General features: G+C 38.5%; 27 protein-coding genes. 16 read left to right on the top strand and 11 right to left on the bottom strand.

Annotated features, from left to right (window positions below):
• Nucleotides 1-19: 19 nt before the first annotated feature.
• A complete protein-coding gene (gene dhaQ / locus L0P31_RS04210; RefSeq protein ID WP_203180662.1) occupies nt 20-1009 on the bottom strand; it encodes a DhaKLM operon coactivator DhaQ in 990 nt (329 codons plus the stop codon).
• Nucleotides 1006-1536, bottom strand: coding sequence for a dihydroxyacetone kinase transcriptional activator DhaS (gene dhaS, locus L0P31_RS04205; protein WP_070527476.1), 531 nt, complete (start codon nt 1534-1536; stop codon nt 1006-1008). Before dhaS ends, dhaQ begins: the two co-directional genes overlap by 4 nt.
• A gap of 153 nt (nt 1537-1689) precedes the next feature.
• Between dhaS and dhaK the strand changes: the two genes are divergently transcribed.
• From dhaK to L0P31_RS04125, 16 genes are all read left to right on the top strand, one after another.
• Nucleotides 1690-2679: a dihydroxyacetone kinase subunit DhaK gene (dhaK, locus tag L0P31_RS04200; RefSeq protein ID WP_000720683.1), complete on the top strand. Its 990-nt coding sequence runs from the start codon at nt 1690-1692 to the stop codon at nt 2677-2679.
• Nucleotides 2680-2700: 21 nt separating this feature from the next.
• Nucleotides 2701-3276, top strand: coding sequence for a dihydroxyacetone kinase subunit DhaL (gene dhaL, locus L0P31_RS04195; protein WP_001100267.1), 576 nt, complete (start codon nt 2701-2703; stop codon nt 3274-3276).
• Nucleotides 3276-3650 (top strand): dihydroxyacetone kinase phosphoryl donor subunit DhaM, encoded by a 375-nt coding sequence (gene dhaM / locus L0P31_RS04190; RefSeq protein WP_238095918.1) that lies wholly within the window; start codon nt 3276-3278, stop codon nt 3648-3650. Before dhaL ends, dhaM begins: the two co-directional genes overlap by 1 nt.
• Nucleotides 3651-4243: 593 nt before the next feature.
• Nucleotides 4244-5245 carry a hypothetical protein gene (locus L0P31_RS04185; RefSeq protein WP_083306590.1) on the top strand — a complete coding sequence of 334 codons (1002 nt, stop codon included), beginning with the start codon at nt 4244-4246 and terminating at the stop codon, nt 5243-5245.
• Entirely contained in the window at nt 5242-5439 is a 198-nt protein-coding gene (locus L0P31_RS04180; protein ID WP_070527482.1) for a hypothetical protein, read from the top strand. Before L0P31_RS04185 ends, L0P31_RS04180 begins: the two co-directional genes overlap by 4 nt.
• Nucleotides 5440-5476: 37 nt before the next feature.
• Nucleotides 5477-6169: a pyrimidine 5'-nucleotidase PynA gene (pynA, locus tag L0P31_RS04175; protein WP_238095916.1), complete on the top strand. Its 693-nt coding sequence runs from the start codon at nt 5477-5479 to the stop codon at nt 6167-6169.
• A gap of 64 nt (nt 6170-6233) precedes the next feature.
• Nucleotides 6234-6989 (top strand): DUF4336 domain-containing protein, encoded by a 756-nt coding sequence (locus tag L0P31_RS04170; RefSeq protein WP_000945850.1) that lies wholly within the window; start codon nt 6234-6236, stop codon nt 6987-6989.
• Nucleotides 6990-7000: 11 nt separating this feature from the next.
• Nucleotides 7001-7654, top strand: coding sequence for a uracil-DNA glycosylase (locus tag L0P31_RS04165; RefSeq protein ID WP_238095914.1), 654 nt, complete (start codon nt 7001-7003; stop codon nt 7652-7654).
• Nucleotides 7655-7663: 9 nt separating this feature from the next.
• A complete protein-coding gene (locus L0P31_RS04160; RefSeq protein WP_001135768.1) occupies nt 7664-8128 on the top strand; it encodes an NUDIX hydrolase in 465 nt (154 codons plus the stop codon).
• A 12-nt stretch (nt 8129-8140) separates the two neighbouring features.
• On the top strand, nt 8141-9409 hold the full coding sequence (locus tag L0P31_RS04155) for a dihydroorotase (RefSeq protein ID WP_238095913.1): 1269 nt from the start codon (nt 8141-8143) through the stop codon (nt 9407-9409).
• 41 nt (nt 9410-9450) lie between these two features.
• Nucleotides 9451-10812, top strand: a complete 1362-nt coding sequence (locus L0P31_RS04150) for an MATE family efflux transporter (RefSeq protein ID WP_238095911.1) — start codon at nt 9451-9453, stop codon at nt 10810-10812.
• Nucleotides 10813-10964: 152 nt separating this feature from the next.
• A complete protein-coding gene (locus L0P31_RS04145; protein ID WP_223340696.1) occupies nt 10965-11933 on the top strand; it encodes a thiamine pyrophosphate-dependent dehydrogenase E1 component subunit alpha in 969 nt (322 codons plus the stop codon).
• 15 nt (nt 11934-11948) lie between these two features.
• Entirely contained in the window at nt 11949-12941 is a 993-nt protein-coding gene (locus L0P31_RS04140) for an alpha-ketoacid dehydrogenase subunit beta (RefSeq protein ID WP_238095909.1), read from the top strand.
• Between the two features lie 107 nt (nt 12942-13048).
• Complete coding sequence (locus L0P31_RS04135) at nt 13049-14092, top strand: dihydrolipoamide acetyltransferase (RefSeq protein WP_238095907.1); 1044 nt, start codon at nt 13049-13051, stop codon at nt 14090-14092.
• A 45-nt stretch (nt 14093-14137) separates the two neighbouring features.
• On the top strand, nt 14138-15841 hold the full coding sequence (gene lpdA / locus L0P31_RS04130; RefSeq protein WP_247953027.1) for a dihydrolipoyl dehydrogenase: 1704 nt from the start codon (nt 14138-14140) through the stop codon (nt 15839-15841).
• Nucleotides 15842-15900: 59 nt separating this feature from the next.
• A complete protein-coding gene (locus L0P31_RS04125) occupies nt 15901-16890 on the top strand; it encodes a lipoate--protein ligase (RefSeq protein WP_049544597.1) in 990 nt (329 codons plus the stop codon).
• 72 nt (nt 16891-16962) lie between these two features.
• Here the strand turns inward: L0P31_RS04125 and xerS are convergent, their stop codons facing one another.
• The 9 genes from xerS to L0P31_RS04080 form a co-directional block, all read right to left on the bottom strand.
• A complete protein-coding gene (gene xerS / locus L0P31_RS04120) occupies nt 16963-18033 on the bottom strand; it encodes a tyrosine recombinase XerS (RefSeq protein ID WP_049544598.1) in 1071 nt (356 codons plus the stop codon).
• Nucleotides 18034-18290: 257 nt separating this feature from the next.
• Entirely contained in the window at nt 18291-19424 is a 1134-nt protein-coding gene (locus tag L0P31_RS04115) for a helix-turn-helix domain-containing protein (RefSeq protein ID WP_000434809.1), read from the bottom strand.
• The gene (locus tag L0P31_RS04110; protein ID WP_000512118.1) at nt 19405-20076 is read right to left on the bottom strand and encodes a hypothetical protein; all 672 of its coding nucleotides are present in this window, start codon (nt 20074-20076) and stop codon (nt 19405-19407) included. Before L0P31_RS04110 ends, L0P31_RS04115 begins: the two co-directional genes overlap by 20 nt.
• Nucleotides 20077-20281: 205 nt before the next feature.
• On the bottom strand, nt 20282-21022 hold the full coding sequence (locus tag L0P31_RS04105; RefSeq protein WP_000827855.1) for a CPBP family intramembrane glutamic endopeptidase: 741 nt from the start codon (nt 21020-21022) through the stop codon (nt 20282-20284).
• A gap of 51 nt (nt 21023-21073) precedes the next feature.
• Nucleotides 21074-22624: a ClC family H(+)/Cl(-) exchange transporter gene (locus L0P31_RS04100; RefSeq protein ID WP_238095905.1), complete on the bottom strand. Its 1551-nt coding sequence runs from the start codon at nt 22622-22624 to the stop codon at nt 21074-21076.
• 16 nt (nt 22625-22640) lie between these two features.
• Nucleotides 22641-23420, bottom strand: coding sequence for a ribonuclease HII (locus L0P31_RS04095; RefSeq protein ID WP_238095903.1), 780 nt, complete (start codon nt 23418-23420; stop codon nt 22641-22643).
• A complete protein-coding gene (gene ylqF / locus L0P31_RS04090; RefSeq protein WP_020901132.1) occupies nt 23407-24258 on the bottom strand; it encodes a ribosome biogenesis GTPase YlqF in 852 nt (283 codons plus the stop codon). Before ylqF ends, L0P31_RS04095 begins: the two co-directional genes overlap by 14 nt.
• Nucleotides 24259-24507: 249 nt before the next feature.
• Nucleotides 24508-25080, bottom strand: a complete 573-nt coding sequence (locus tag L0P31_RS04085; RefSeq protein ID WP_261020251.1) for a glycosyltransferase — start codon at nt 25078-25080, stop codon at nt 24508-24510.
• 24 nt (nt 25081-25104) lie between these two features.
• Entirely contained in the window at nt 25105-26094 is a 990-nt protein-coding gene (locus L0P31_RS04080) for an acyltransferase (protein WP_238095901.1), read from the bottom strand.
• Nucleotides 26095-26107: the final 13 nt, after the last annotated feature.

Raw genomic sequence — 26107 nt, 5'->3', positions numbered from 1 at the left:
TTTGAGTTATACAAGCAAATTACCATGCAAAAGCTGTCGTTGGAGCATTGAGCGCTTCTAACCACTGTTTATTTTTTACGGGGCAAAGAGTTACGGATATACCTGCCATATCTAGGCTGGTCATAAATGTTCCTGATTTTATAAAAGTAATAGTGACTCCTTCAATTTCTAAGAGTTGAAGGATATCATTGATAAATATGCCCATTTCTAAGTTGCTGGTAGTGCCTAGATTATTTACAAGCAATATAAATTGATCACCCTTTTTCCAATGATAGTGCAATCTTAATTTACTTATAATTTCATTTGCAAGGATTTCCGATGATTGGAATGGGACGATACGATATCCTTCTTCGCCATGTATCCCAATACCATAAGAAATATTTCCTTCTTCCAAGTTAAATAGTGGGAGGGTGGCTTGGGGGAGACTAGCAGCTTTCGTTGCAAAGCCAATTGTTGCGATTTCGGGAGCAAGTTGATGACCTAAATCAGTTAGTTGCTCGATGTCGGCACCATTTTGAGCTGCATATCCTAGAACTTTATGAAGTAAAATAGTCCCTGCAAGCCCTCTTCCTCTAATTTGAAATCTATTGTGAGGTTCAATAGAAATATCGTCGTGTGCTAGACTATAGCCGACCTTAATTCCTTCTTGTCTAGCAGTATTAATGGCCCAGCTAAATTCTTTGATGTCTGCTTCGAAATTTTTTACAATGATGAAGACACCGTGACCATTGTTTAAAAAACGAATGGACTCTAAGATTTCAGTTCTTGTAGGAGGAGTAAATAATTGGCCATAGATAGCAGCGGTAAGCATTCCTTCTCCCACATATCCAATATGCGCAGGTTCGTGACCGGAACCTCCACCCGACAATATTGGAACCTGATAAGGATTGCGATTTTTTTGATAGACTAATGGTAAGGTAGGGTGTTTTTCTAATTCAGGATGACTGCTGACAGTTGCCGAAATGTAACTTGAAATAATTTTCTGTTTATGATTTGAAATAAATGTCATTGTGGTCTCTTTCCAATAATTGTCATGATTAGAAAGTCTGGTTGTGGAACTGGACTTTTTTTATTGACGTAAGCCTTCACGATCTCTGCTAGAGCATGTGAATGATAGTCTAACAAAAAGCAAGTATAAGCAGATGAATCGATATCAATCTGACCGTATTCTCTTAAAATTTTTGATACAAGCAAGCGACAGTAGCTGATAAATTGGTCATAGAAGTTATTTTGCCCTTGAATATCAAAAAGTTGAATATAAAAGTCACGCTCTTGTTCGAAATAAAAAAATAATTCTTGTAATAGTTTTTGGCCTGAAATGAAGTCCAAGTTATTGGTGATATACTCGGTTAAGTCATTTTCAAATATCCAGTCTAGCAGTTCATATTTGTCAAGAAAGTGATTGTAAAAGGTCTGTCTACGAATGCCAGCTGATTCCATGATATCTACAATAGAGATTTTATCAAATTCTCTAGTAGCTAATAGGTCTCTAAATGCCTTGGCAATCCGTTTTTTTGTAATAAGTGATGATGCCATAGGAAGCCTTTCTGTTACTTCCTTCATTTTACCAAAAAAATGTTTTAAATGGGTTTAAAAGGGGACAAATAATAGAATCTGTCCCTTATCATCTAGCAATAAAAAATATATAATGAAAGCGAAAACAAAGATACATGCCGAAAGGAGTTTCTCATGAAAAAAATTATAAATGAACCGACACAAGTTGTTGATGAAATGTTGCAAGGATTGTCATTCATGCATGATGACTTGGTAGAACGTTTAGATGGTTTTGATGTCATCGTTAGAAAGGCAGAAAAGACAGGAAAAGTTGGACTCATTTCAGGTGGAGGTTCAGGACATGAACCAAGTCATGCTGGATTTGTAGGAGATGGAATGTTGTCTGCTGCCATTTGTGGAGCAGTCTTCACTTCACCTACTCCGGACCAAATTTTAGAAGCCATAAAGGCGGCTGATGAAGGTGCTGGAGTTTTCATGGTCATCAAGAACTATTCTGGGGACATCATGAACTTTGAAATTGCACAAGAACTTGCTGAAATGGAAGGTATTGATGTAGCAAGCGTTGTGGTTGATGATGATATTGCGGTTGAAAATAGTCTCTATACCCAAGGTCGTCGAGGTGTCGCAGGTACTATATTAGTCCATAAAATTTTGGGTGATGCGGCTCGTTCTGGTAAAACATTATCTGAAATGAAGGACTTGGCCGACAAACTTGTCTTAGAAATTAAAACAATTGGCTTAGCTCTATCTGGCGCTACTGTTCCAGAAGTTGGCAAACCAGGTTTTGTTCTAGAAGATGATGAATTTGAATACGGAGTTGGTATCCACGGTGAACCGGGATATAAGAAAGAGAAGATGCAACCCTCAGCACAATTGGCCTCAGAATTGGTTGAAAAGTTATCTGAAGGTTTCCAACTTAAAGCTGGAGAACGCTATGGCCTTCTCATCAATGGTTTAGGAAGCACTCCTCTTATGGAGCAATACGTATTTGCAAATGATGTGGCTAAATTACTCCATGAAAAAGGTGTTGAGTTGGCATTTAAGAAAATTGGAAACTATATGACATCAATCGATATGGCTGGATTATCATTAACATTGATTCGATTGGCAGATGATGAGTGGTTGGATGCTCTAAATACACCTGTTACTACCCCAGCTTGGTAAAACTCAAGGAGGATATGTCGCATGAATGTTGAACAAGCTCTTGAATGGATGAAGCTTTTTAATGAAAAGATTCAAGAACAGAAAGATTACCTTAGTGAGCTAGACACCCCTATAGGAGATGGAGACCACGGTGGAAATATGGCGCGTGGAATGGCTGCAGTTATGGAAAACTTAGAAGGAAAGCAATTTGAAACAAGCAGTGATGTGTTTAAACTTGTCTCAATGCAATTACTGAGCAAGGTAGGCGGTGCTTCTGGTCCCTTGTATGGCTCTGCTTTTATGGGCATGGCCAAGGCTGATTCAAATTCGAAAATAGAGGAAATCTTACAAAGCGGTTTGGATATGATTGTCAAACGTGGGAAAGCAGAAGTTGGAGAAAAGACAATGGTTGATGTTTGGACTCCTGTTATTGCTGCTTTGTCTGCAGGCCAATTGACTCAAGAGGTTATTGATAAGCTAGTGAATGCTACCAAAGATTTACTTGCAACTAAAGGAAGGGCATCTTATGTAGGAGAACGTTCTCTTGGACATATTGATCCTGGATCATTTTCATCAGGATTACTCTTTACTGCTCTTTTAGAAACTGGGGTGGTTTAATGGGAAGTATTGGTCTTGTTATCGTTTCACATTCTAAACACATTGCACAAGGTGTCGTTGAACTGATTAGTGAAGTAGCTAAAGATATTCCGATTACTTATGTAGGAGGAACCGAAGATGGAGGAATTGGAACGAGTTTTGATCAAGTAGATAGGGTTGTTTCCGAAAATCCAGCAGATACTTTATTAGCTTTTTTTGACCTAGGTTCTGCTAAAATGAACTTAGAAATGGTGGCTGATTTCAGTGATAAAAGTATCATCATCAATAGGGTTCCAATTGTAGAAGGTGCCTATACTGCAGCTGCTCTTCTTCAGACTGGGGCAGAACTGTCGGTTATTCAAACACAGTTGGCGGAACTTGAAATCAATAAATAAGGAATTTACTATAACTCTTTTTATAGGTGGGTTATTGATTATCACTACTATCAAAGTTTAAGTAAATAATTTCAAAATCAGAAAGGGATTGCTTGCGCAGTTCCTTTTTAATGTAAAAGGAGTGGAATCATAGCGTTTCTAAATTGTTAATACTCTTCGAAAATCAAATTCAAACCACGTCAACGTCGCCTTGCCGTACTCAAGTACAGCCTGCGGCTAGTTTCCTAGTTTGCTCTTTGATTTTCATTGAGTATAATAATTCAAAACTGATTGTGATGGGACTATTCTAGCTTTAGAATCCTTCAAAAATTTAGATTTAAAGCAATCAATGGTTTAGAAGAGTGTAAAAACATTTACTTTATAGGAATTCTAGGTCTAAAATTACATATATATTTATGAAGTTAGGGTATTCGATAGTTAGGATTGTTCTATTCTAAAAGATTTGGGCTGTCAATTGGATAGGAGAGTGTTTTTTTATGTTAGATTCCAGTAAAAATGATTTGATAGATAATATTAAAGAAAAATCAAAATCATAATTTTGCTTAATATGGTATAATATTTCTAACAATTTAAACATAATGAGGTAGTAATTTATGGATGAAGTTTTATTTTTTGGCGAAGATGACTTTGATATTCTTGATATTGACGGTTATGAACTAAAACCCTCAACGTTTTTTAATAAGTTACCAGAAATAGCCCAACCTTTAGCCAAAAATGCAAATAAAATCTTATCTGAAGTAGAAAAAATGTTATATTCTGCTCCAGCCTTTATCCATGTTGTCCAATCTAGTATACCTGAAGAGGTTTTTCAGGCAATTCTTTCTCCAGAACAACGGGAACAAATTGCTCAAGGAGTGCTAAAATTAATGACAAAGAAAGATGGCTCTCTCTTGGCGGTATTAGTAGATACTAATACTAATAAAGTCATTGGAAATGTACCATTGAAATCTGTTAAATTGACACCAGAATTAAATAAAGCGTTAGCTGATTATTCGTCACAAATTCAAATGGCTCAGATTGCAGAGGAGATTCAAAATGTACAATATGCTATTGAAGACGTCAGAAAAGGACAGGAGTCAGATAGACTTGCCATAGCCTATAGTTGTCAACAGAAACTCTTGCAGGCTAGAGAGATATCAGATCCAAACATTAGAACAATGATGTTACTGCAAGTTATTTCAGATGCAGAAGATAGTCGAAACCTTCTAATGCTTAGTCAAAAATCTAATGTAAATTTTATTAAAGAACAACCAGATTCTACTTGGGGGAAGTTATTAAAAGGGGATAAACCAGATAAAATTGAAGCTCGTATGAATGAGATTAGAGATGGATTAGCAGCCGTAAATATCGTTTCACTATCAGCAGCAATAGCTTATGATGAGTTGGGCGAGAAAAAAGCTGCTCAAAAAAGTTTGGATTACTTTGGGAAATTTATTAACGAAACTTATCTCAGTTCTCAAGAATTAGTAGAGAGACTTGATCTACTTGATCCTTCTCCTACAAATTACTGGACAAAAGAATTGCCAAAAATTGAAACTTCTATAATGAAATTGCCAAATAAACTAGATTCTATTGAGACAGAGGTGGTAGAATGAAAGAAATAAAAAAATGCAAGATATGTACTAGGGATTTACCATCAAGTTATAAGCACAATAAGTGCGAATCGTGTAGAAACAAAAAAATAGATGAAGCAAAAAAGATACTTAAAGTTGTTGGACAAGTTGGAAGTGTGGTTACTCCAGTTGTAGTTGGTATGTTGATGAATAAAACTAAGAAAAAGAAGAAATAAACTAATCTATTAAGTACCTAGAAAGGAAAACACCAAATTGTCCTACAAATTTCTACTTTTTGACCTTGACCACACTCTTCTTGATTTTGATGCTGCTGAGGATGTGGCTTTGACCCAACTTCTAAAAGAAGAAGGAGTTACAGATATTCAGTCTTATAAAGATTATTACGTTCCTATGAACAAGGCTCTCTGGAAGGATTTGGAGCAAAAGAAAATTAGTAAACAAGAGCTGGTTAACACGCGCTTTTCTCGTTTATTTGCCCATTTTGGACAGGAAAAAGACGGTAGTTTTCTAGCCCAACGTTACCAATTTTACCTAGCCCAACAGGGACAAACACTTTCAGGTGCGCATGAGCTCTTGGATAGCCTCATTGAACGTGATTATGACTTGTATGCTGCGACAAATGGAATTACTGCCATTCAGACAGGGCGCTTGGCTCAATCGGGTCTGGCACCTTATTTCAATCAAGTTTTTATCTCTGAACAGCTGCAAACACAAAAACCTGATGCTCTATTTTATGAAAAAATCGGTCAGCAGATTGCTGGCTTTAGCAAAGAAAAGACGCTGATGGTTGGAGATTCTCTAACCGCCGACATTCAAGGTGGCAATAACGCGGGGATTGACACGATTTGGTATAATCCTCATTACCTCGAAAATCCCACACAAGCCCAGCCGACTTACGAAGTCCATTCTTACCAAGACTTGCTGGATTATTTAGATAAACTGTAAAAAGTGGTTTAGAAAGCCACTTTTTGCTATAATAGAGGCAGTAAAAACGAAGGAATAGTTAACGATGTTAAGGCCAGAACTTTCTCTTTATGAACCATTGTATACACTAAAGGAAGTTGATCAAAATATCTGGATAGTGGATGGTGATTTGATTCAAATGGATATGAAGATCTTCAAACTTCCTTTTCAGACACGCATGACGGTGATTAAGTTAAATGATGGCAAACTTTGGCTTCATTCTCCTATTGCGCCAAACGAGAAACTCTTTACTGAACTGGACGCTTTGGGCAGAGTCGCTTACCTGATTTCACCAAATAAGATTCACTACGCCTATATTGCAGATTGGAGAAAAAGATATCCTCATGCGCAAGCATGGTCTAGTCCAGGAGTTGAAGAAAGAGCGAAAAGTCAGAATGTCAAGGTGGAATTTGATGCTGCCTTAACAGATAAGGCTCCTGACCTATGGTCTGATGAGATTGATCAGCTTATTTTTAAGGGAAGTTCTGTCATCGAAGAGGTCGTGTTTTATCATAAATCAACTAAAACACTCATTGTAACAGACCTTATAGAGAATTTTGAACCTGAAAAGATAGCTAGTCCAATCCGCAGAAAATTCTATCGTTTAGCTCGTGTAACAGCCCCTGATGGTCAAACTCCTATTGATTATCGGATGACTTTTTTAGGAAGACAAAGGGAAGCAAAGGTTTCCTTTTCCCGTATGTTAAACTGGAAACCGGATAAGATTATACTTGCACATGGTTTATGCTTTTTTAAAAATGGTACGGATGAATTAAGACGTGCTTTTAGATGGATAAGATAAAGGAGGGAAAGATGCAACACTCGTCTTGGCATGCTTTGATTAAGGCGCAATTACCTGTGGGTTATTTCGGGAAAATCAATCAGTTTATGGAGCAGGTCTATGCTCAGGGTACTGTTTATCCGCCCAAGGAAAAGGTTTTTCAAGCTCTCTTGACAACACCGCTTGAAGAAGTTAAGGTGGTGATTCTAGGGCAAGATCCCTATCACGGGCCAGGTCAAGCGCAGGGCTTGAGTTTTTCTGTACCGGACTCTATCCCAGCTCCACCATCCTTGCAAAATATCTTGAAAGAATTGTCAGATGATATCGGGGTTAAGAAATCTCATGATTTGACAGCTTGGGCTGAGCAAGGAGTCTTGCTTCTTAATGCTTGTTTGACAGTTCCTGCTGGACAGGCCAATGGTCATGCTGGGCAGATATGGGAGCCTTTTACAGATGCTGTGATTCAGGTGGTCAATCATCTAGATAGACCAGTCGTTTTTGTACTCTGGGGAGCTTATGCACGTAAAAAGAAGGTCTTAGTTACTAATCCTCATCACTTGATTATCGAATCAGCCCATCCCAGTCCTTTGTCAGTTTATAGAGGATTTTGGGGTTCCAAGCCTTTTTCCAAGGCCAATGCATTCTTAAAAGAAACAGGACAAGAGCCAATTGATTGGCTTAGATAAGGAGAAAATATGCCTCAGTTAGCGACGATTTGCTACATTGATAACGGAAAAGAACTGCTCATGCTCCATCGTAATAAGAAGCCAAATGATGTCCACGAAGGCAAATGGATTGGTGTGGGTGGAAAGTTAGAGCGTGGGGAAACTCCACAAGAATGTGCTGCCCGTGAGATTTTAGAAGAAACTGGTCTAAAAGCAAAACCAGTACTAAAAGGAGTGATCACCTTTCCAGAATTCACACCAGATTTAGACTGGTACACCTATGTTTTTAAGGTGACGGAGTTCGAGGGTGACTTGATTGACTGTAATGAGGGAACGCTAGAATGGGTTCCCTATGATGAGGTTTTGAGCAAGCCTACTTGGGAAGGTGACCATACCTTTGTTGAGTGGCTTTTAGAGGATAAACCCTTCTTTTCAGCCAAGTTTGTTTATGATGGGGATAAATTGTTGGATACCCAAGTTGATTTCTATGAATAAAGGAGAAAGCAGATGCTACTAATCAAAAATGGTCGTGTAATGGATCCCAAGTCTGGTTTAGATCAAGTGTGTGATGTCTTAGTTCAAGATGGGAAAATTGTCAAAATTGCGCCTGAGATTAAAGAAGAAGGAGCAGAAATAATTGATGCTACTGGTCTTGTAGTTGCTCCTGGCTTGGTAGATATTCATGTTCATTTCCGTGAACCTGGTCAAACCCACAAGGAAGATATTCATACTGGTGCCCTAGCAGCCGCTGCAGGTGGTTTTACAACGGTTGTCATGATGGCTAATACCAGTCCAACCATTTCAGACGTGGAGACTTTGCAAGAAGTTCTCCAGTCAGCTGCTAAAGAGAAGATTAATGTTAAGACGGTTGCGACCATTACGAAGAACTTTAATGGGCAAGATTTGACTGACTTTAAGGCACTCTTAGCAGCTGGTGCGGTTGGTTTCTCTGATGACGGTATTCCGCTTGAAAGCAGTAAAGTTGTCAAGGAAGCCATGGAGGAAGCCAAAAAGCTTAATACCTTTATCAGCCTTCATGAGGAAGATCCAGGTTTGAATGGGATTCTTGGATTTAACGAAAATATTGCTAAAGAACATTTCCATATCTGCGGTGCGACTGGGGTAGCTGAGTATGCTATGATGGCGCGTGATGTCATGATTGCCTATGCAACCAAGGCCCATGTTCATATTCAGCATTTGTCTAAGGAAGAAAGTGTTAAAGTAGTGGAGTTTGCTCAAGGGTTAGGTGCGCAAGTAACAGCAGAAGTAGCGCCACAGCATTTCTCTAAGACAGAAGCACTCCTTTTGACACAAGGTAGCAATGCTAAGATGAATCCGCCGCTTCGTTTGGAATCAGACCGTCGTGCTGTTATCGAAGGTCTCAAGTCAGGTGTCATTACAGTTATTGCGACAGACCACGCGCCTCATCATGCAGATGAAAAAAATGTTGAGGATATTACCAAAGCGCCATCTGGTATGACTGGCTTAGAAACATCTCTATCTCTCGGTTTGACTTATTTGGTGGAAGCTGGTGAGTTGAGCTTGATGGAATTACTTGAAAAAATGACATACAACCCATCCAAGCTTTACAACTTTGAAGCAGGTTACTTGGCTGAGAATGGTCCAGCGGACATCACTATTTTTGATGCTAAGGCTGACCGCCTTGTGGACTCCCAGTTTGCTTCAAAAGCAGCTAATTCACCATTCATCGGTGAAACCTTAAAAGGGCAGGTTAAATATACCATCTGTAAGGGACAAATTGTCTATCAAAACTAGGTGGGAGTCTGCTCTGTAAACAAAAAGAATAGAGAGCCTATATGTACCAAACCCATCATTTTAAAGATAAGTTTATCTTATTTTTAAAGATATTTTTCCCTATCCTGATTTATCAATTTGCCAATTATTCTGCATCCTTTGTAGATACCACTATGACTGGCCAATACAATACCATGGACTTGGCTGGTGTGTCTATGGCAACCAGTATCTGGAATCCTTTCTTCACATTCCTGACAGGGATTGTGTCAGCCCTGGTGCCTATCATTGGTCACCATCTTGGTCGAGGCAAAAAGGAAGAGGTTGCGTCTGATTTTTACCAGTTCATCTACCTAGCCTTGGGCCTATCCGTGGCCTTGCTGGGGATGGTGCTTTTCTTGGCACCACCAATCTTGAATCATATTGGACTAGAAGCACCGGTGGCGGCAGTAGCGGTTCGCTATCTTTGGTTTTTATCTATCGGAATTATCCCCTTATTGCTTTTTAGTGTCATTCGTTCCTTGCTGGATTCGCTGGGCTTGACTAAACTATCTATGTATCTCATGCTTTTGTTACTTCCTCTCAATAGTGGATTTAACTACCTCTTGATTTACGGGGCCTTTGGTGTTCCAGAATTAGGGGGTGCTGGTTCAGGTTTAGGAACATCCTTGGCCTATTGGGTATTGCTTGGAATTTCTGTTCTGGTTTTATTTAATCAGGAGAAGCTCAAAGCCCTACACCTTGAGAAACGAATTCCGCTTAATATGGATAAAATCAAGGAAGGAGTTCGCTTAGGTCTGCCTATTGGGGGAACTGTCTTTGCGGAAGTAGCTATCTTTTCCGTGGTTGGCTTGATTATGGCCAAGTTCTCGTCCTTGATTATCGCTAGTCACCAGTCAGCCATGAACTTTTCATCTCTCATGTACGCCTTTCCTATGAGTATCTCATCAGCTATGGCTATTGTCGTTTCCTATGAAGTAGGAGCCAAGCGATTTGATGATGCTAAAACCTATATTTGTCTAGGAAGATGGACAGCCCTCATTTTTGCAGGATTCACCTTATCCTTTCTTTACATTTTTAGGGGAAATGTGGCTAATCTTTATGGGAACGACTCAGAATTTATCGATTTGACAGCTCGCTTTTTGACTTATAGTCTTTTCTTCCAGTTAGCAGATACCTTTGCGGCACCGCTACAGGGAATTTTGCGGGGTTATAAGGATACCGTTATTCCTTTTTACCTTGGTTTGGTCGGCTATTGGGGGGTGACACTCCCAGTGGCTATGCTATTTGATTCCCTAACAGATTTTGGAGCTTATTCTTACTGGATCGGCTTGATTATTAGTCTAATCGTGAGCGGGGTTCTCTACCGTTGGCGTTTAACTGTGATTATGAAGAGATTTGAATCTTTAGAAAAATCTAAACGATAAAAAGTTTGTGAAAAAATATTCTTAATGAGAAAATCCCTTATTCCTATGGGATTTTCTTTTTTAATTTGTGAAATTTTCTTTAGAAAAACTTTGACAGTATTTACCAAAAACGGTAAAATAGTAAGTAAGAAGAAAGTTAGAAAGGCAAGAAGATGTCAACTTTAGATAAAAATCTTTTGCTAGAGATGTTCCGTAAGATGGAAGAAATCCGTCGTATGGACTTAAAAATTGCGCAATTAGTAAAGAAAGGGAAAGTGCCAGGAATGACGCACTTTTCTGTTGGAGAGGAAGCCGCTAACGTGGGGGCTATGTTGGCTCTCAATCCAGATGATCTAATTACCTCAAACCACCGTGGTCACGGGCAAGCTATTGCCAAAGGAATTGACCTCAACGGAATGATGGCTGAAATCCTCGGTAAATACACTGGAACCTGTAAAGGTAAAGGTGGTTCTATGCATATTGCCGACCTTGATGCTGGTAACCTTGGTGCCAATGGTATCGTAGGTGGTGGTATGGGAATCGCTGTTGGTGCAGCCCTCAGTCAGCAAATGCAACATACTGGAAAAATCGTTGTCTGCTTCTTTGGAGATGGTGCGACCAACGAAGGTGTTTTCCACGAAGCAGTGAACATGGCTTCTATCTGGAACCTGCCAGTTATTTTCTACTGCATCAACAACGGTTACGGTATCTCTGCGGATATCAAGAAAATGACCAATGTCGAACATATCCATCAACGTAGCGCCGCTTATGGAATTCCTGGAATGTTCATCGAAGACGGTAACAATGTCATCGACGTCTATGAAGGATTTAAGAAAGCTGTAGATCATGTTCGCAGCGGTAATGGTCCAGTCTTGATTGAAAGTGTTACTTATCGCTGGCTTGGTCACTCATCATCTGACCCTGGTAAATATCGTACACGTGAAGAAGTGGAATTGTGGAAACAAAAAGACCCGATCGAAAACCTTCGCAAGTACCTCATTGAAAATAACATTGCAAGTGCCGAAGAATTGGAAGAAATCCAAGCGCAAGTCAAGGAAGCAGTAGAAGCTTCTGTTAAATTTGCAGAAGAAAGTCCATTCCCACCGCTTGAATCAGCCTTTGAAGATATTTACGCAGACTAAGGAGAAAGAGATAAAATGGAAACAAAAACAATGTCCTTCCGTGACACCATTATCCTTGCTATGTCTGAGGAAATGCGTCGCGATGAAAATGTATTCTTGATGGGAGAAGATGTTGGTGTCTTCGGAGGAGACTTCGGTACTTCTGTCGGAATGCTTGAAGAATTTGGTCCAGAACGTGTTCGTGATTGTCCGATTTCTGAAGCTGCCATCTCTGGAGCTGCAGCAGGAGCAGCCATGACAGGACTTCGCCCAATCGTCGATATGACCTTTATGGACTTCTCGGTTATTGCCATGGACAATATTGTCAACCAAGCCGCTAAAACACGTTATATGTTTGGTGGTAAAGGTCAGGTTCCAATGACTGTTCGATGCGCTGCTGGTAATGGAGTGGGTTCTGCAGCCCAGCACTCGCAATCTCTAGAGTCTTGGTTTACTCACATTCCAGGACTTAAGGTTGTAGCGCCAGGTACACCTGCGGACATGAAAGGATTACTTAAGTCTTCTATCCGTGATAATAACCCTGTTATCATTCTTGAGTACAAGTCAGAATTTAACCAAAAAGGGGAAGTACCAGTTGATCCAGACTACACAATCCCACTAGGAGTTGGGGAAATCAAACGCGAAGGTACAGATGTAACAGTTGTTACTTATGGTAAAATGCTTCGTCGTGTGGTTCAAGCTGCTGAAGAATTGGCAGAAGAAGGCATCTCTGTAGAAGTCGTTGACCCACGTACATTGGTACCGCTTGATAAGGATATTATCATCAATTCTGTTAAGAAGACTGGTAAGGTTGTTCTGGTCAACGATGCTCACAAAACAAGCGGCTATATCGGCGAGATTTCAGCTATTATTTCAGAGTCAGAAGCATTTGACTATCTAGATGCACCAATCCGCCGTTGCGCAGGAGAAGATGTGCCAATGCCTTACGCGCAAAACCTAGAAAATGCAATGATTCCAACAGTTGAAAGCATTAAAGAAGCAATCCGTAAGACATATAATAAAGAATAGTACATAACATAAGTTATGTAAATAAAATAAAGCAGACGAGAAACTTTGTATCTTTTAGGTGCAGAGTTCTCTGCGCGCTTAATATCATAAATAGAATTGGAGAGGTCATGGCTGATGACAAGCTAAGAGCGACTCCTGCGGCTAGAAAGTTAGCGGATGATTTAGGGATCAACCTTTACGACGTTTCTGGCTCAGGTGCAAACGGTCGTGTCCACAAAGAAGACGTGGAAACTTTTAAAGACACTAATGTGGTTCGCATTTCGCCACTTGCAAAACGAATTGCCCTCGAACATAACATTGCTTGGCAGGAGATCCAAGGAACAGGTCATCGTGGTAAGATCATGAAGAAGGACGTTTTAGCCTTGCTTCCTGAAAATATCGAAAACGACACTATCAAGTCTCCTGCTCAGATTGAAAAAGTGGAAGAAGTTCCTGATAATATCACTCCTTATGGTGAAATTAAGCGTATTCCAATGACACCAATGCGTAAGGTTATCGCCCAACGTATGGTTGAATCATACCTAACTGCGCCAACCTTCACTCTCAACTATGAAGTTGATATGACTGAAATGTTGGCTCTTCGTAAGAAGGTTCTTGAGCCAATTATGGAAGCAACTGGGAAGAAGACTACTGTAACAGACCTTCTTTCACTTGCTGTTGTGAAAACCTTGATGAAACACCCTTACATCAATGCTTCATTGACAGAAGATGGCAAGACTATTATCACTCATAATTACGTCAACCTTGCCATGGCAGTTGGGATGGATAATGGATTGATGACACCTGTTGTTTACAATGCTGAAAAAATGAGCTTGTCAGAGTTGGTTGTAGCCTTCAAAGACGTCATTGGCCGTACCTTGGATGGTAAATTGGCTCCAAGTGAACTGCAAAATTCAACCTTCACAATCAGTAATTTGGGAATGTTTGGTGTTCAGTCCTTTGGTCCTATCATTAACCAACCAAACTCAGCTATCCTTGGTGTGAGTTCGACAATCGAGAAGCCAGTTGTAGTCAATGGTGAAATTGTGATTCGCCCAATCATGAGCCTTGGTTTAACAATTGACCACCGTGTCGTAGATGGTATGGCTGGTGCTAAGTTTATGAAAGACTTGAAAGAATTGATTGAAAATCCAATCTCAATGTTGATTTAAGTACAAGAGTATTCATTTTTAAGATATAGATAAAGGAAGGAAGACATGGCCTTAGAAGTAATTATGCCAAAAGCCGGCGTGGATATGACAGAAGGACAAATCGTCCAATGGAATAAAAAAGTCGGAGAATTTGTAAAAGAAGGAGAAATCCTTTTGGAAATCATGACTGATAAAGTCAGCATGGAATTGGAAGCCGAAGAAGATGGGTACTTGATTGCTATCCTCAAAGGGGACGGTGAAACAGTCCCTGTAACGGAAGTTATCGGTTACCTTGGCGAAGAAGGGGAAAATATCCCAACAGCTGGAGCAGCAGCGCCAGAAGCTAGCCCTGTACCTACAGCAAGTGCTTCAAACGATGATGGTAAGAGCGATGATGCTTTTGATATCGTTGTGATTGGTGGAGGTCCTGCTGGTTATGTTGCAGCCATTAAAGCTGCCCAACTCGGTGGGAAGGTTGCCCTTGTTGAGAAATCTGAACTCGGTGGAACCTGCTTGAACCGTGGATGTATCCCAACTAAAACCTACCTACATAACGCTGAAATTATTGAAAATATCGGTCATGCTGCAAATCGTGGTATTGTGATTGAAAATCCTAACTTCACTGTTGATATGGACAAACTTTTAGAAACTAAATCTAAAGTTGTTAATACTCTTGTTGGTGGTGTTGCAGGACTTCTTCGTAGCTACGGAGTTACTGTGCATAAAGGTATTGGTACCATTACTAAAGACAAGAACGTCTTGGTAAATGGTTCTGAATTACTTGAAACCAAGAAAATCATCCTTGCCGGTGGTTCAAAAGTCAGCAAGATCAACGTCCCTGGTATGGAATCTCCACTCGTGATGACAAGTGACGACATTCTTGAAATGAACGAAGTGCCAGAAAGCCTTGTCATCATCGGTGGTGGAGTTGTCGGTATCGAACTCGGTCAGGCCTTTATGACATTTGGTTCAAAAGTAACTGTTATCGAAATGATGGACCGTATCGTGCCAGCTATGGATGCAGAAGTGTCTAAGAACCTTCGCTTGATCCTTGAGCGTAAAGGAATGACCATCTTGACTGGTACTAAACTGCAAGAAATCATCGAGGAAAATGGTCAACTTCGTATCAAGGTTGAAGGAAAAGATGATATCATCGCAAATAAAGCGCTTCTTTCAATCGGTCGTGTACCAGACCTTGAAGGTATTGGCGATGTTGAGTTTGAACTGGACCGTGGACGCATCAAGGTCAACGAATACATGGAAACTTCTGTTCCAGGAATTTACGCACCAGGTGACATCAACGGAACTAAGATGTTGGCGCACGCAGCCTTCCGTATGGGTGAAGTTGCTGCTGAAAATGCTCTTAAAGGAAATCATGCTGTAGCCAAGTTGAACTTGACTCCTGCAGCCATCTACACTCTCCCTGAAGTAGCAGCAGTAGGTTTGACAGAAGAACAAGCCCGTGAGAAGTACGATGTAGCCATTGGTAAGTTCAACTTTGCTGCTAACGGTCGTGCTATTGCATCGGATGCTGCTCAAGGTTTCGTTAAAGTTATTGCTGATAAGAAATATGGAGAAATCCTTGGTGTTCATATCATCGGTCCTGCAGCTGCAGAATTGATCAATGAAGCGTCAAGCATTATCGAAATGGAAATTACTGTTGAAGAAATGCTGAAAACTATCCACGGACATCCAACTTACTCTGAAGTGATGTACGAAGCATTTGCGGATGTTTTAGGAATGGCCATCCATTCACCTAAGAAAAAATAAAACGAAGATAGAATAGACTGGAAAATATCTTTCCAGTCTCTATCGTATAAAGGGATATCATGAAATATATTATCAATCATTCAAACGACACTGCCTTTAATATTGCCTTGGAAGAATACGCCTTTAAACACCTTTTGGATGAGGATCAAATCTTCCTACTTTGGATTAACAAACCATCTATCATTGTTGGTCGTCACCAGAATACCATCGAAGAAATCAACCGTGATTATGTTCGCGAAAATGGCATCGAGGTAGTTCGCCGTATCAGCGGTGGTGGAGCTGTTTACCACGATTTAAATAACCTCAACTACACGATCATCTCAAAAGAAGATGAAAACAAAGCTTTTGACTTCAAGAGTTTTTCAACTCCAGTTATCAATACTTTGGCTCAACTTGGGGTTAAAGCTGAGTTCACAGGCCGTAATGACCTTGAGATTGATGGAAAGAAATTCTGTGGCAATGCTCAAGCCTATATCAACGGTCGTATCATGCACCACGGTTGCTTGCTCTTTGACGTTGATTTGTCAGTCCTAGCAAATGCCCTCAAGGTTTCAAAGGATAAATTTGAATCAAAAGGGGTGAAATCTGTTCGTGCTCGTGTCACCAATATTGTCAATGAACTACCAGAAAAAATCACAGTCGAAGAATTCCGTGATTTACTCTTGGAATACATGAAAAAAGAGTACCCAGAGATGACTGAATACGTTTTTTCTGATGAAGAATTAGCTGAAATTAACTGTATCAAAGATACTAAGTTTGGTACTTGGGACTGGAACTACGGTAAATCACCTGAATTTAACGTCCGTCGTGGAACAAAATTCACTAGTGGTAAGGTGGAAGTCTTTGCTAACGTTACTGAATCAAAAATCCAAGACATCAAGATTTATGGTGACTTCTTTGGTATTGAAGACGTTGCTGCAGTAGAAGATGTTCTTCGTGGAGTGAAATACGAACGCGAAGATGTTCTTAAGGCGCTAGAAACCATTGATATCACACGCTACTTCGCTGGTATTAGCCGTGAAGAAATCGCTGAAGCGGTAGTTGGATAAACCAAAAAGAAGTTGGTTGTAGGACCAGCTTCTTTTTTAAAATCATATATTACATAATTTAATTTATGTATTTTATAAACTATCTAGAGCATTCTTTTGTTCATCATTAACGATATGGGTATAGAGGTCAGTGACTTGTGTGCTGGCATGTCCTAACTGGTGACTGACCAAAACTTGAGATTTAGTGGCATCATAGAGCCTAGTTGCTAGAGTATGTCGTAGTTTATGAGGTGTTACACGGACTTTGAAGTCCTCAGAGTACTTAGCAACCATTTTTTCAACGCTAGAAGCATCGATACGATTCGGGACACCTCGGTATAAGGTCAGAAAGAGCGCTGTGTCTGTCTTTTCCGTTTTATAGCGTTGATTTCGAATGGCCAGATAATTTTCTAGATAAGGTTTGGCAAAGGCAGCGACATTGACAGAGTCACGTTTGCCCCCTTTTCTAGTGACATCGATAACCATCATTTTTAGATTGAGATCTCTTAGATCCAGATTAACAGCTTCAGATAAGCGGACACCAGACGCCAAGAGAAGGGCAATAATGGACAAATCACGTTCTTTATTTTTGTTGAATGATGAGAGAGCGCGATTTGAAAGTTGTTGTGGGTACTCTTGGTCAATATAAGCTAGAAAACCTTCTGTTTCATCACCTAAAAAGAGTTTTTGCTTGATGTTTTCAGCTCTTGCAGCAAGCGTTTCTTTCTTTTTCTTTGTCGAAACTTTCTTCATTACATTACGATAGAAATAAGGTTCCCCCTGGTCGTTTTCGACTTCCTCGGTTAGATACTTATAAAGACTGGAAAGAGCTGACAAGGTTCGGTTGATAGTTGTCTGAGAAACTCCTTGCTTGGTTGTATTAGCATTCAGCAAAGGACGTTCTCGAAGATAAAGGATAAAAGATTCCATGTCTTTCTTAGACATATTTTCCAAGACAGGTAAAGGAATATCAGATATTTTATCGACGTTTGAGATACCAGACTCTAAAACCCAGCTGAAAAATCGATCATATTCCTTGAGGTATTCGTACAAGGTTGTAAAACTGTAAGGAACAGCAAGCTTAGATTGGTAGTATTCCAGAACATACCAGGGCATGATTTGTTTTAGTTTGTCGATTCGTTCCAGTAAAATCTCACGTTTCATGTATTTTCTCCATAAATAAGTCTACTAGTAGTATAGCATAGACTTATTTATTTTTCAAGAAAATTATAGTTTTTCGGAAAGATGTAACAAGAAACTTAAAACAGAAGTCTAACTTTTTTATAAAACTGAATTTTTTAAAAATCAAAACTTCCACTTAAAATGTACATTATTAGAGTGAGAACTGAAATGTCTTCAAATGTAGATATTGCATCTATACTCTATAACTACAAAAAAAGTCTCAATAATATTGAGACTTTTCATTTAACTATTCTTAATACAGGACCTTTTTGTGCCAATTGATAATTATCATTAATTGAAATATCTAATGATTTTTCTAACTCATCTTTGGGCAGAGATAAGTTAGAAATTAGTTCATTTTTTTGTAAAATATCATTACTGATAATTAAGTCAAATACTTTACGGTAAAGACTAGGTTTCTCAGGAGTCAATTCATCATCCAAAGGCTCACGCTTCTTCCATTTATTAAAGCCAATTTTCCTAAACAAATATAATTTTTGATCATCATTGATTAACTCTAACTGATAAGTTCTCATAATCATTGATTGAATAGAAACTTTCCAATATTTTTTTAACTCAATATAAAAGTCTAAATTAGTAGATAACAAAGATTTTAAAAAACCATTCTCAGGTAACAATAAACAAGAAGCAAAATAGTTTGCCTGATTCTCAATAATATTCTTTAATTCCTGAGAGGTATAGTCGTGAATACTTTCAATATCTCCATGAAGTAAAATATGACCTAATTCGTGTGCAATATTAAAACGACGACGTACAGCAGATTCTCCATTATCTGTCAGCATGATATACGGTCTGTCTTCAATCCATTCTGACACTGCATCCAATTTGTCATCAGACATATTGGACTCAACAACAATAATACCATTAACTTCTGCAATCTCAGTGAGATTAGAAATTGGTATATCTTTACCTAATCCCCATAGTTCTCTTAATTCTTTAGCTTTTTCCTCAATATCGTTATTAGTAATATCGTAAATAGTTTTCGTTAAAATGTCAGGTAGAGTTAATTCAGGAAAATTAACATACTGAGACAGCAAATCATAAATTTCCTTTTGAAATTCTAACCTGACAGCTTGCATATCCCTTGCTCTTTTAGTAGCCGCAGATTGACTACGAAAAAAAGTGGCCCCTTCGTAAAACCTTTTAGGTTCAGAAGTAAAATAGGCGTATGGAAAATCTAGTTCAGCAACAATTGTCATTAACTTACTTGCTCCTGGATGTGTTTTCCCTAATTCATAATTAGAAATCATTTGTCTAGATATTCCTGTTCGTTCAGCCAATTCTTTTTTAGTTAATCCTCTGGCTATTCTAGCCTTAGTTAATTTAGAGGGACTAAATATTCCTTGTTCCATTTACTTCTCTCCTAAGAAGCTCTTCTGACAGCTCCGTTAAAGTCAAATCTAGTTTCTTTTGAGTGGTCTGCTCTTGGTCTTTCGAGGCAACAATCCGCTGGGCATTCATAATATCTACTTTCTCAATCCATTGCTCTGTATCAACATTTGGCAAACCCAGCTGAACAAATTGCAGGTGATGATTCTTTCCGCCGTATGTTAAGAGGAGAAATGGTGGGTTATCAGCATCATAATGCTTATTGATATCCTCTTGGGTTGTAAAAAGATCAAATTGTTTATTTTTCACACTAGCCACACTTCTGTGAAGAGCTTTTTTCGGCATTGTTTTTATACTTCTGGTTTTTACTGGAGAAATAATGGCTCCTTTTGCTTCAATCATCGTATAAGTATAGCCGTTCACTTTATTATTCACTGCAGACAACATTTGCACATCTGTTCTCATTGATGAATCTTCTAAAACTAATCGCAGCGCTACATCGACTAATGCTTGTCGGATATGCCCATAAGTCTTTCGCATTTCTGGGTGCCGCAATACAGGTGTGGTATCAATGAGTTCCCACAAAAAACGATAGGCCTCCTTAATACTGTATGCTAATTCACCGGCTAATCGTGGGTCACACTCTGCTTCTAAATGAGTTCTTAAAATTCCCATCTTATCTCCTAACTATTAACTTTATTCACGTCATGTTAATAGTTTACCTTTTTTTAAAAAAAATGTCAACACCAAAACATACTAAGAATAGTAGGTAGAAAATTTCTGACGGGAAAATTACGCATTACTTTTTTGGTGCAAAGTAAAGGTGTCCTTTTAAATCAAGAGGCTTTTCCAAAGAATAATACTGTTTCATACAAAACAGCTAGCGACTATACTCGTCTTTTTTATGTATTACCATATAGCAGGATACCAAGATGATGAAGATTTTAAGCAGGTAGGTTTCAGATCGATCAGTGTCTATGGTTAGCTGAGACAAGACATTAATGATCGAATGTGTCATAACGCAAATCCAGAGATTCTTTGTTTTGTTATAAAGAGCTGAGAGTATGAAAGAATTCGTCAGCAATCCAAATAAAAACGGTAGAATTTGCAGAGTTGCTAGGGAACCATCTATGTAAAAGAACAACAGATGCCAAATTGCCCAGCTGAAAAAGGTTAGGATTGTTGAGTAAAAATATGGTAGCTTCTCTTGTAAGATTGGTTGAAAAACATATCGCCATCCAATCTCTTCTATACCGCCAAAGACAATAAATTTGAAGAACATCAAAAATGGGAGATACCAGCTAAATTCTACTATTTGCCCACCAAACATTAGAAAAGAAAAATCAAGGACAATAAGGAAAAAAGATAATAAATAATGTTTGTAACTGGTATGAATGTTAAAAAAATCGTTAACGATCTTCTTATAAGGAATATGAAAATAGTGATTTGCAACAATTATTCCCCAAAGAGCTGAGGAAATCCCACCAACAATGATTCCTAAAATAGTTAATAGATTGGAATGAACAGAAAAATGATTCAAGAGAAAGAAAAGGAGACAAGCTGATATTATTTGGCTAAAAGTGCCCAGCAAATATACTGCAATTGCCTTATTTCTTTTCATAGAGAATCCTTTCAATGATATTTTACGTAAAATAAATTATGTAAATAGAACTTATAACAACAAATCTTTGACTTTTCCAATTTCACTTTTTGGAATCACCAGGTGAATCATATCACCCAGATACATTCTAGTTGAGCCGTTAACTGTTTGGCTCTTGCCATTATGGACTTGGGTGGTAATGAGTACGTTATGTGGCAAGTTGAGCTCGTGAACCTGTTTTCCAGCGATTTTGTCAGACACAGGGATTTCTATGAGGGTGACTTCTCCCTCGTCTGTTGCTTCTTCTGGTAGCATTTTTTCTAGCATGGCCTCATAGACTGGCGCACCTTTAAGTAAATCCATGATGATATAGGCAACTAGGGTTACCAATCCAAGTGGCATGAGATTGCGAATGTCACCTACCATTTCGGTTACCAGAATCATAGCGGTTAAGGGAGCTTTAGATATTGCTCCAAAGTAGCCACTCATTCCCAGAATGACAAATATAGGGAATTGCTCCTGACTGACAAGTCCAAGATTGACACAAATGACACCAACTAGGGCACCAAGTAAGGAACCAAGCGCCAAAATTGGTAGGAAGATTCCTCCTGGGAGGCCACTTCCATAGCTAATCATGCTCCAAACAAAGCGAATCAAAAAGTAAGCTAATAGAACTTGAAAACTAAAATTTTGCTCAGTTAGGGAAAGAACAAGCTGATTTCCACCACCAAGGATTTGTGGCAAGAAAATCCCGACTGGTATGATAAGGATAAAGGCTAGGATTGGATAATAAGCTTTATCCAAATGGATTTTTTGACCAATCCACTCATAAACTCGACCAACATTGAGTACAGCTTTCTCATAGAAAAAACCAGAAAGTCCGAGAAAAACTCCCATAAGGAGGTAAATCCAATACTGGTCTAGGGTCATGAGTGGGATGTTGTCTGGCATATCCAGTACGGGTGTTAGGCCAAATATGAGCAGAGAAACAAAGTTTGCTACGAGACTAGCTGCGAGAGTAGATACCCAGAAAAAGCGTGAAAAATGGTGATAAACTTCTTCTACCACAAAGAGAAGTCCTGCAATCGGTGCATTAAAGGCTGCAGCTAGACCAGCGGCAGCTCCACTAGCAATCAAGGAGCGTTCCTCTACTGGACTGGATTTGAGCCATTTGGCAATTCCTTTACCACCGACCGCTCCAAGTTGAATACTTGGCCCTTCACGACCCAGCATAAGGCCACTTGCAATAGCAAGAATTCCTAGAATATATTTTTTCCAAAGAACTCCCCACCAGTTGAGAGTCATGAGTCCCTTTAATTCGGCTTCAACTTGAGGAATTCCTGAACCCTTGATATCTTTTTCTGATCGAGTTAATTTCGCACTGAGCCAACAAACTATTAAATAAAATAGACCAATGATAAAAAGATTGCGCACTAAGTGCGCTTGTTCTTGATAAAGTCCTTGTATCAGGTGGAAGCCTTTTTCGATTGAAAACCGAAAGGATCCGACGATGAGCCCGACAACGAGTCCCACAATGATTCCTCGTCCAACTTGGGATAGTATGGTGCTTGAGGCAAAGGCAAATTCTTTCTTGGAACTGAGTGTTTCTGACTGTTCCTCCATAATCATTCCTTCTAACTTAACTTTCTTTTTCTCCTGAAACCAGTGATTTAACTGGTTCAAAACTGATTCGGTGAATCGGGGTAACTCCTAATTTTTCAAGTCCTTCTAGGTGTTTAGCAGTTCCATATCCTGCATTAGTAGCAAAATCATAGCCAGGGAACCGCTGGTCGTATTCCTTCATCAATTCATCACGTGTCACCTTGGCTACTATTGAAGCCGCTGCAATCGAGAGGGAATTGGCATCTCCTTTGATGATAGATGTTTGTGAAATGGGCAACTCCAGTTTCATGGCATCAATTAAGAGGTGTTCAGGTTGCGGACTGAGCTGGGAGATTGCTTCCTGCATAGCCAGTTTGGTTGCTTCATAGATATTGACTTGGTCAATGACCTGATTATCCATGATACCGATTCCGATTGACAAGGCTTGGTTTTGAACGGCTTGGAAAATTTCCAGATGTTTCTTTTTAGGAATTTTCTTGCTGTCGTTGAGACCTCTAATCTTACAATTTTTAGGTAAGATGACGGCTGCAGCAACTACAGGCCCAGCTAGAGGACCGCGGCCGACTTCATCAACACCTGCTATCAAGGTCAACCCTTGATTGAAAAGTTCTTTTTCGTAGGAAAGCATGGATTCCAAACGAAGATCCTCATCCAATTCTGCCTGAATGGCTTTTTTACGCTTGCTGATTTCCTTTTGAACTCCAGAGCGATTATCCTTTTCAAGTTCTAAAAAAATAGGGCTTTCTAACTCCTTGACTGTTGCAAGGAGTTCTTTGATTTCTTTAATCGTCGCCATCGAGGTCTTCCAATGTATCTAAGGTATAGTTACCGAGTTTGCCATCGCGGACTTCCTTCACGAAGAGACTGTAAAAACGATCATAGTCGTCACGGAAACCGAGAGCACGGGTCATATCCATAATAATAACAGGCGCTTCTTCTTCAATTTTCATTTGTTTGAAGCGTTCAGCCAGCTTTTCTGGATAATGTTCTTTGAAATAATTGATACCAAAAATGGTCACCTCATCCATAGGAAGCAACTGGTCTTTGATAGCTCCAGTCAAGGCCAGTTTCAGTGCAACAGTTTCATCCTCAAATTTAGGCCAAAGAATCCCTGGCGTATCTAAGATTTCCAGGTCTTTGTTGGTTTTAAGCCATTGTTGCCCCTTGGTAACACCTGGTTTGTTGCCGACAACGGCAATCTTCTTACCAGCTAAACGGTTCATGAGAGTTGATTTACCAGCGTTTGGAATCCCAATAATCATGGTACGCAAGGTTTCAATCTTGATACCACGTTCCTTCTGACGAGCAATCTTATCAGCCATGAGCTTTTTAGCCGCGTCTGTTACAACTTTTACAGTCACTTGCTCTTTGGAGTTGATAGCCAGCGTCTGGATTCCCTGTGATTCAAAATACTGACGCCATTCCTTGGTCATTGCTGGATCAGCCAAGTCCGCCTTGTTTAAAATCAAGAGTTTTGGTTTATCACCAACAATCTTTGTCAACATAGGATTTTGACTAGATAGAGGTAAACGAGCATCCACCAAAATCGTTACAAAATCAACAAATTTTAAATTTTCCTGCACCTGTCGACGCGCTTTAGACATGTGACCAGGAAACCATTGAATAGTAGCCATTGAGTTTTTTTCCTTTCGTAGCAAGGGTTTAGAGCCCCTATTTTATTTTACGATCGTTTGAACATAGAGAGTTTTCAAATGAATGATGTCCAAATAGTTATTGTTTTATGACATAGAAATCTACTTTATATTATATCATGACTTCTTTATTTTGTCCGCTTTTGCTTCCAGATTAAATGGTGTTCAAACGATTAAATCATAATAAAAAAAATTAGAGAAGACATGTTTGTCCTCTCCATCAACTTTTAATCACTCATCAAATAATTTCTCCAACTGTCTGGTTGCTGATTCAATCTCGTAGCCGTTTTCATCTATCAGCTGTTGCACCTTTTCTGTATCAAGCTCTCGATAATTTCTGACTGACAAAATCTTATCTGCCCATTTTTCAAGAGAATCATTCAAAGACAGGCTGTTATCATAGTTATCTAGTATTCTTGCATCTGGTAAATGCTTTGCTGTTACAACAGGTAAGCCATTTGCTTGCGCTTCAATGAGTACAATCGGTAATCCCTCAAAATTTGATGGGAAGAAGAAAACATCTAGAAGGTTTAGCATTTTTTCGACATTAGTGGTCAAGCCTGTAAAGATGACTTTGTCTTCTACACCATATTCTTTTGCCACATTTTCTAAAAAAGAAGTATCTTCTCTTCCGATAAATACTAGACGAGAATTTGGTTCTTTTTTGACGATTTCAGAAAACACCTTCACACAAAAACTTTGATTTTTTTGTTTTTCATATAAACGAGAAACTTGTCCTACAACTAAACAATCTTCTGGAATATGATATTCTTTACGAAGCTGAAATTTCTTTTCTTCAAAAATAAATCAAATCAGGTTTGATTCTAATTAAATTTTTAACAATACTCTAAAATTTTTTACACTCCAAATAATTCTTGAAATCAAAAAACTAATACTCAACGTGACAAATAATATAATAACTGTATTATACCATAAATTATAATTTATATACTTGGCTACTCTTGCTAATACATACGTATGAACAATATATACTCCCATAGTTAATGATGATAGCTTAACTATTAATTCATTATTTTTCAATACAATATTTTTTTCAATTTTTAAGAATAATATAAATAGTCCTATACTTACTATTTTTACAATCATTGAATCATAAAAATACTCTGCAGGTGCGTCATGATAGACATTTTTCGCTAAATAAAATAATAGTATAGGTGAAATTATAAATATTATACTAAAACTAATCTTAATCAATTTTGTTAATTTGATTTCTTGAATATTTATCTTCCCTAAATATCCACCTAAAATATAATAGAAAAACCATGTCCATAATCTAAAAGTTTGTGGAACATATTGTTGTAGAGGTTTATGAAAAATAAAAGTATTTATCATTTCAATAACTATACCAATAACTATCAATATTAACAAAATAGCAAAGTATGAATAATCTTTCTCCAATACTTTTTTTACTATAGGTAATGTCAAATATATTATTATTAACGATCCAAAAAACCAAAATTGATAAGCATATCCTTTTTGAATTAATGAACCTATAATTTTCATTAATGGATTAACATTAAAATCTCTTTTAATCACCCATATCAACATATTCCATACGAATACTATAGTCAAGATTCCCCTTATTTTATTAAAAACATAACTATAAGGTAATTTTTTCTTATTCAATAGAAAATATCCATTTAACATAAAAAATAATGGTATAGCATATGTAGCTAGATAATATAAATATGCACTTATATTATATTGTTCTAAATTAAATCCAGGCCTAGTAGAGTGTAGTACTACAACTCCAATACAAGAAAATATTTTTAATAAATCTAATCCTAAATTTCTCAAATTTTCACTCCTA

The organism is Streptococcus mitis (assembly GCF_022137125.1).
GTDB lineage: Bacteria > Bacillota > Bacilli > Lactobacillales > Streptococcaceae > Streptococcus > Streptococcus mitis_CE.
Note: the sequence above shows the minus strand (reverse complement) of the source record. Positions and strands in the feature narration are given on the sequence as shown.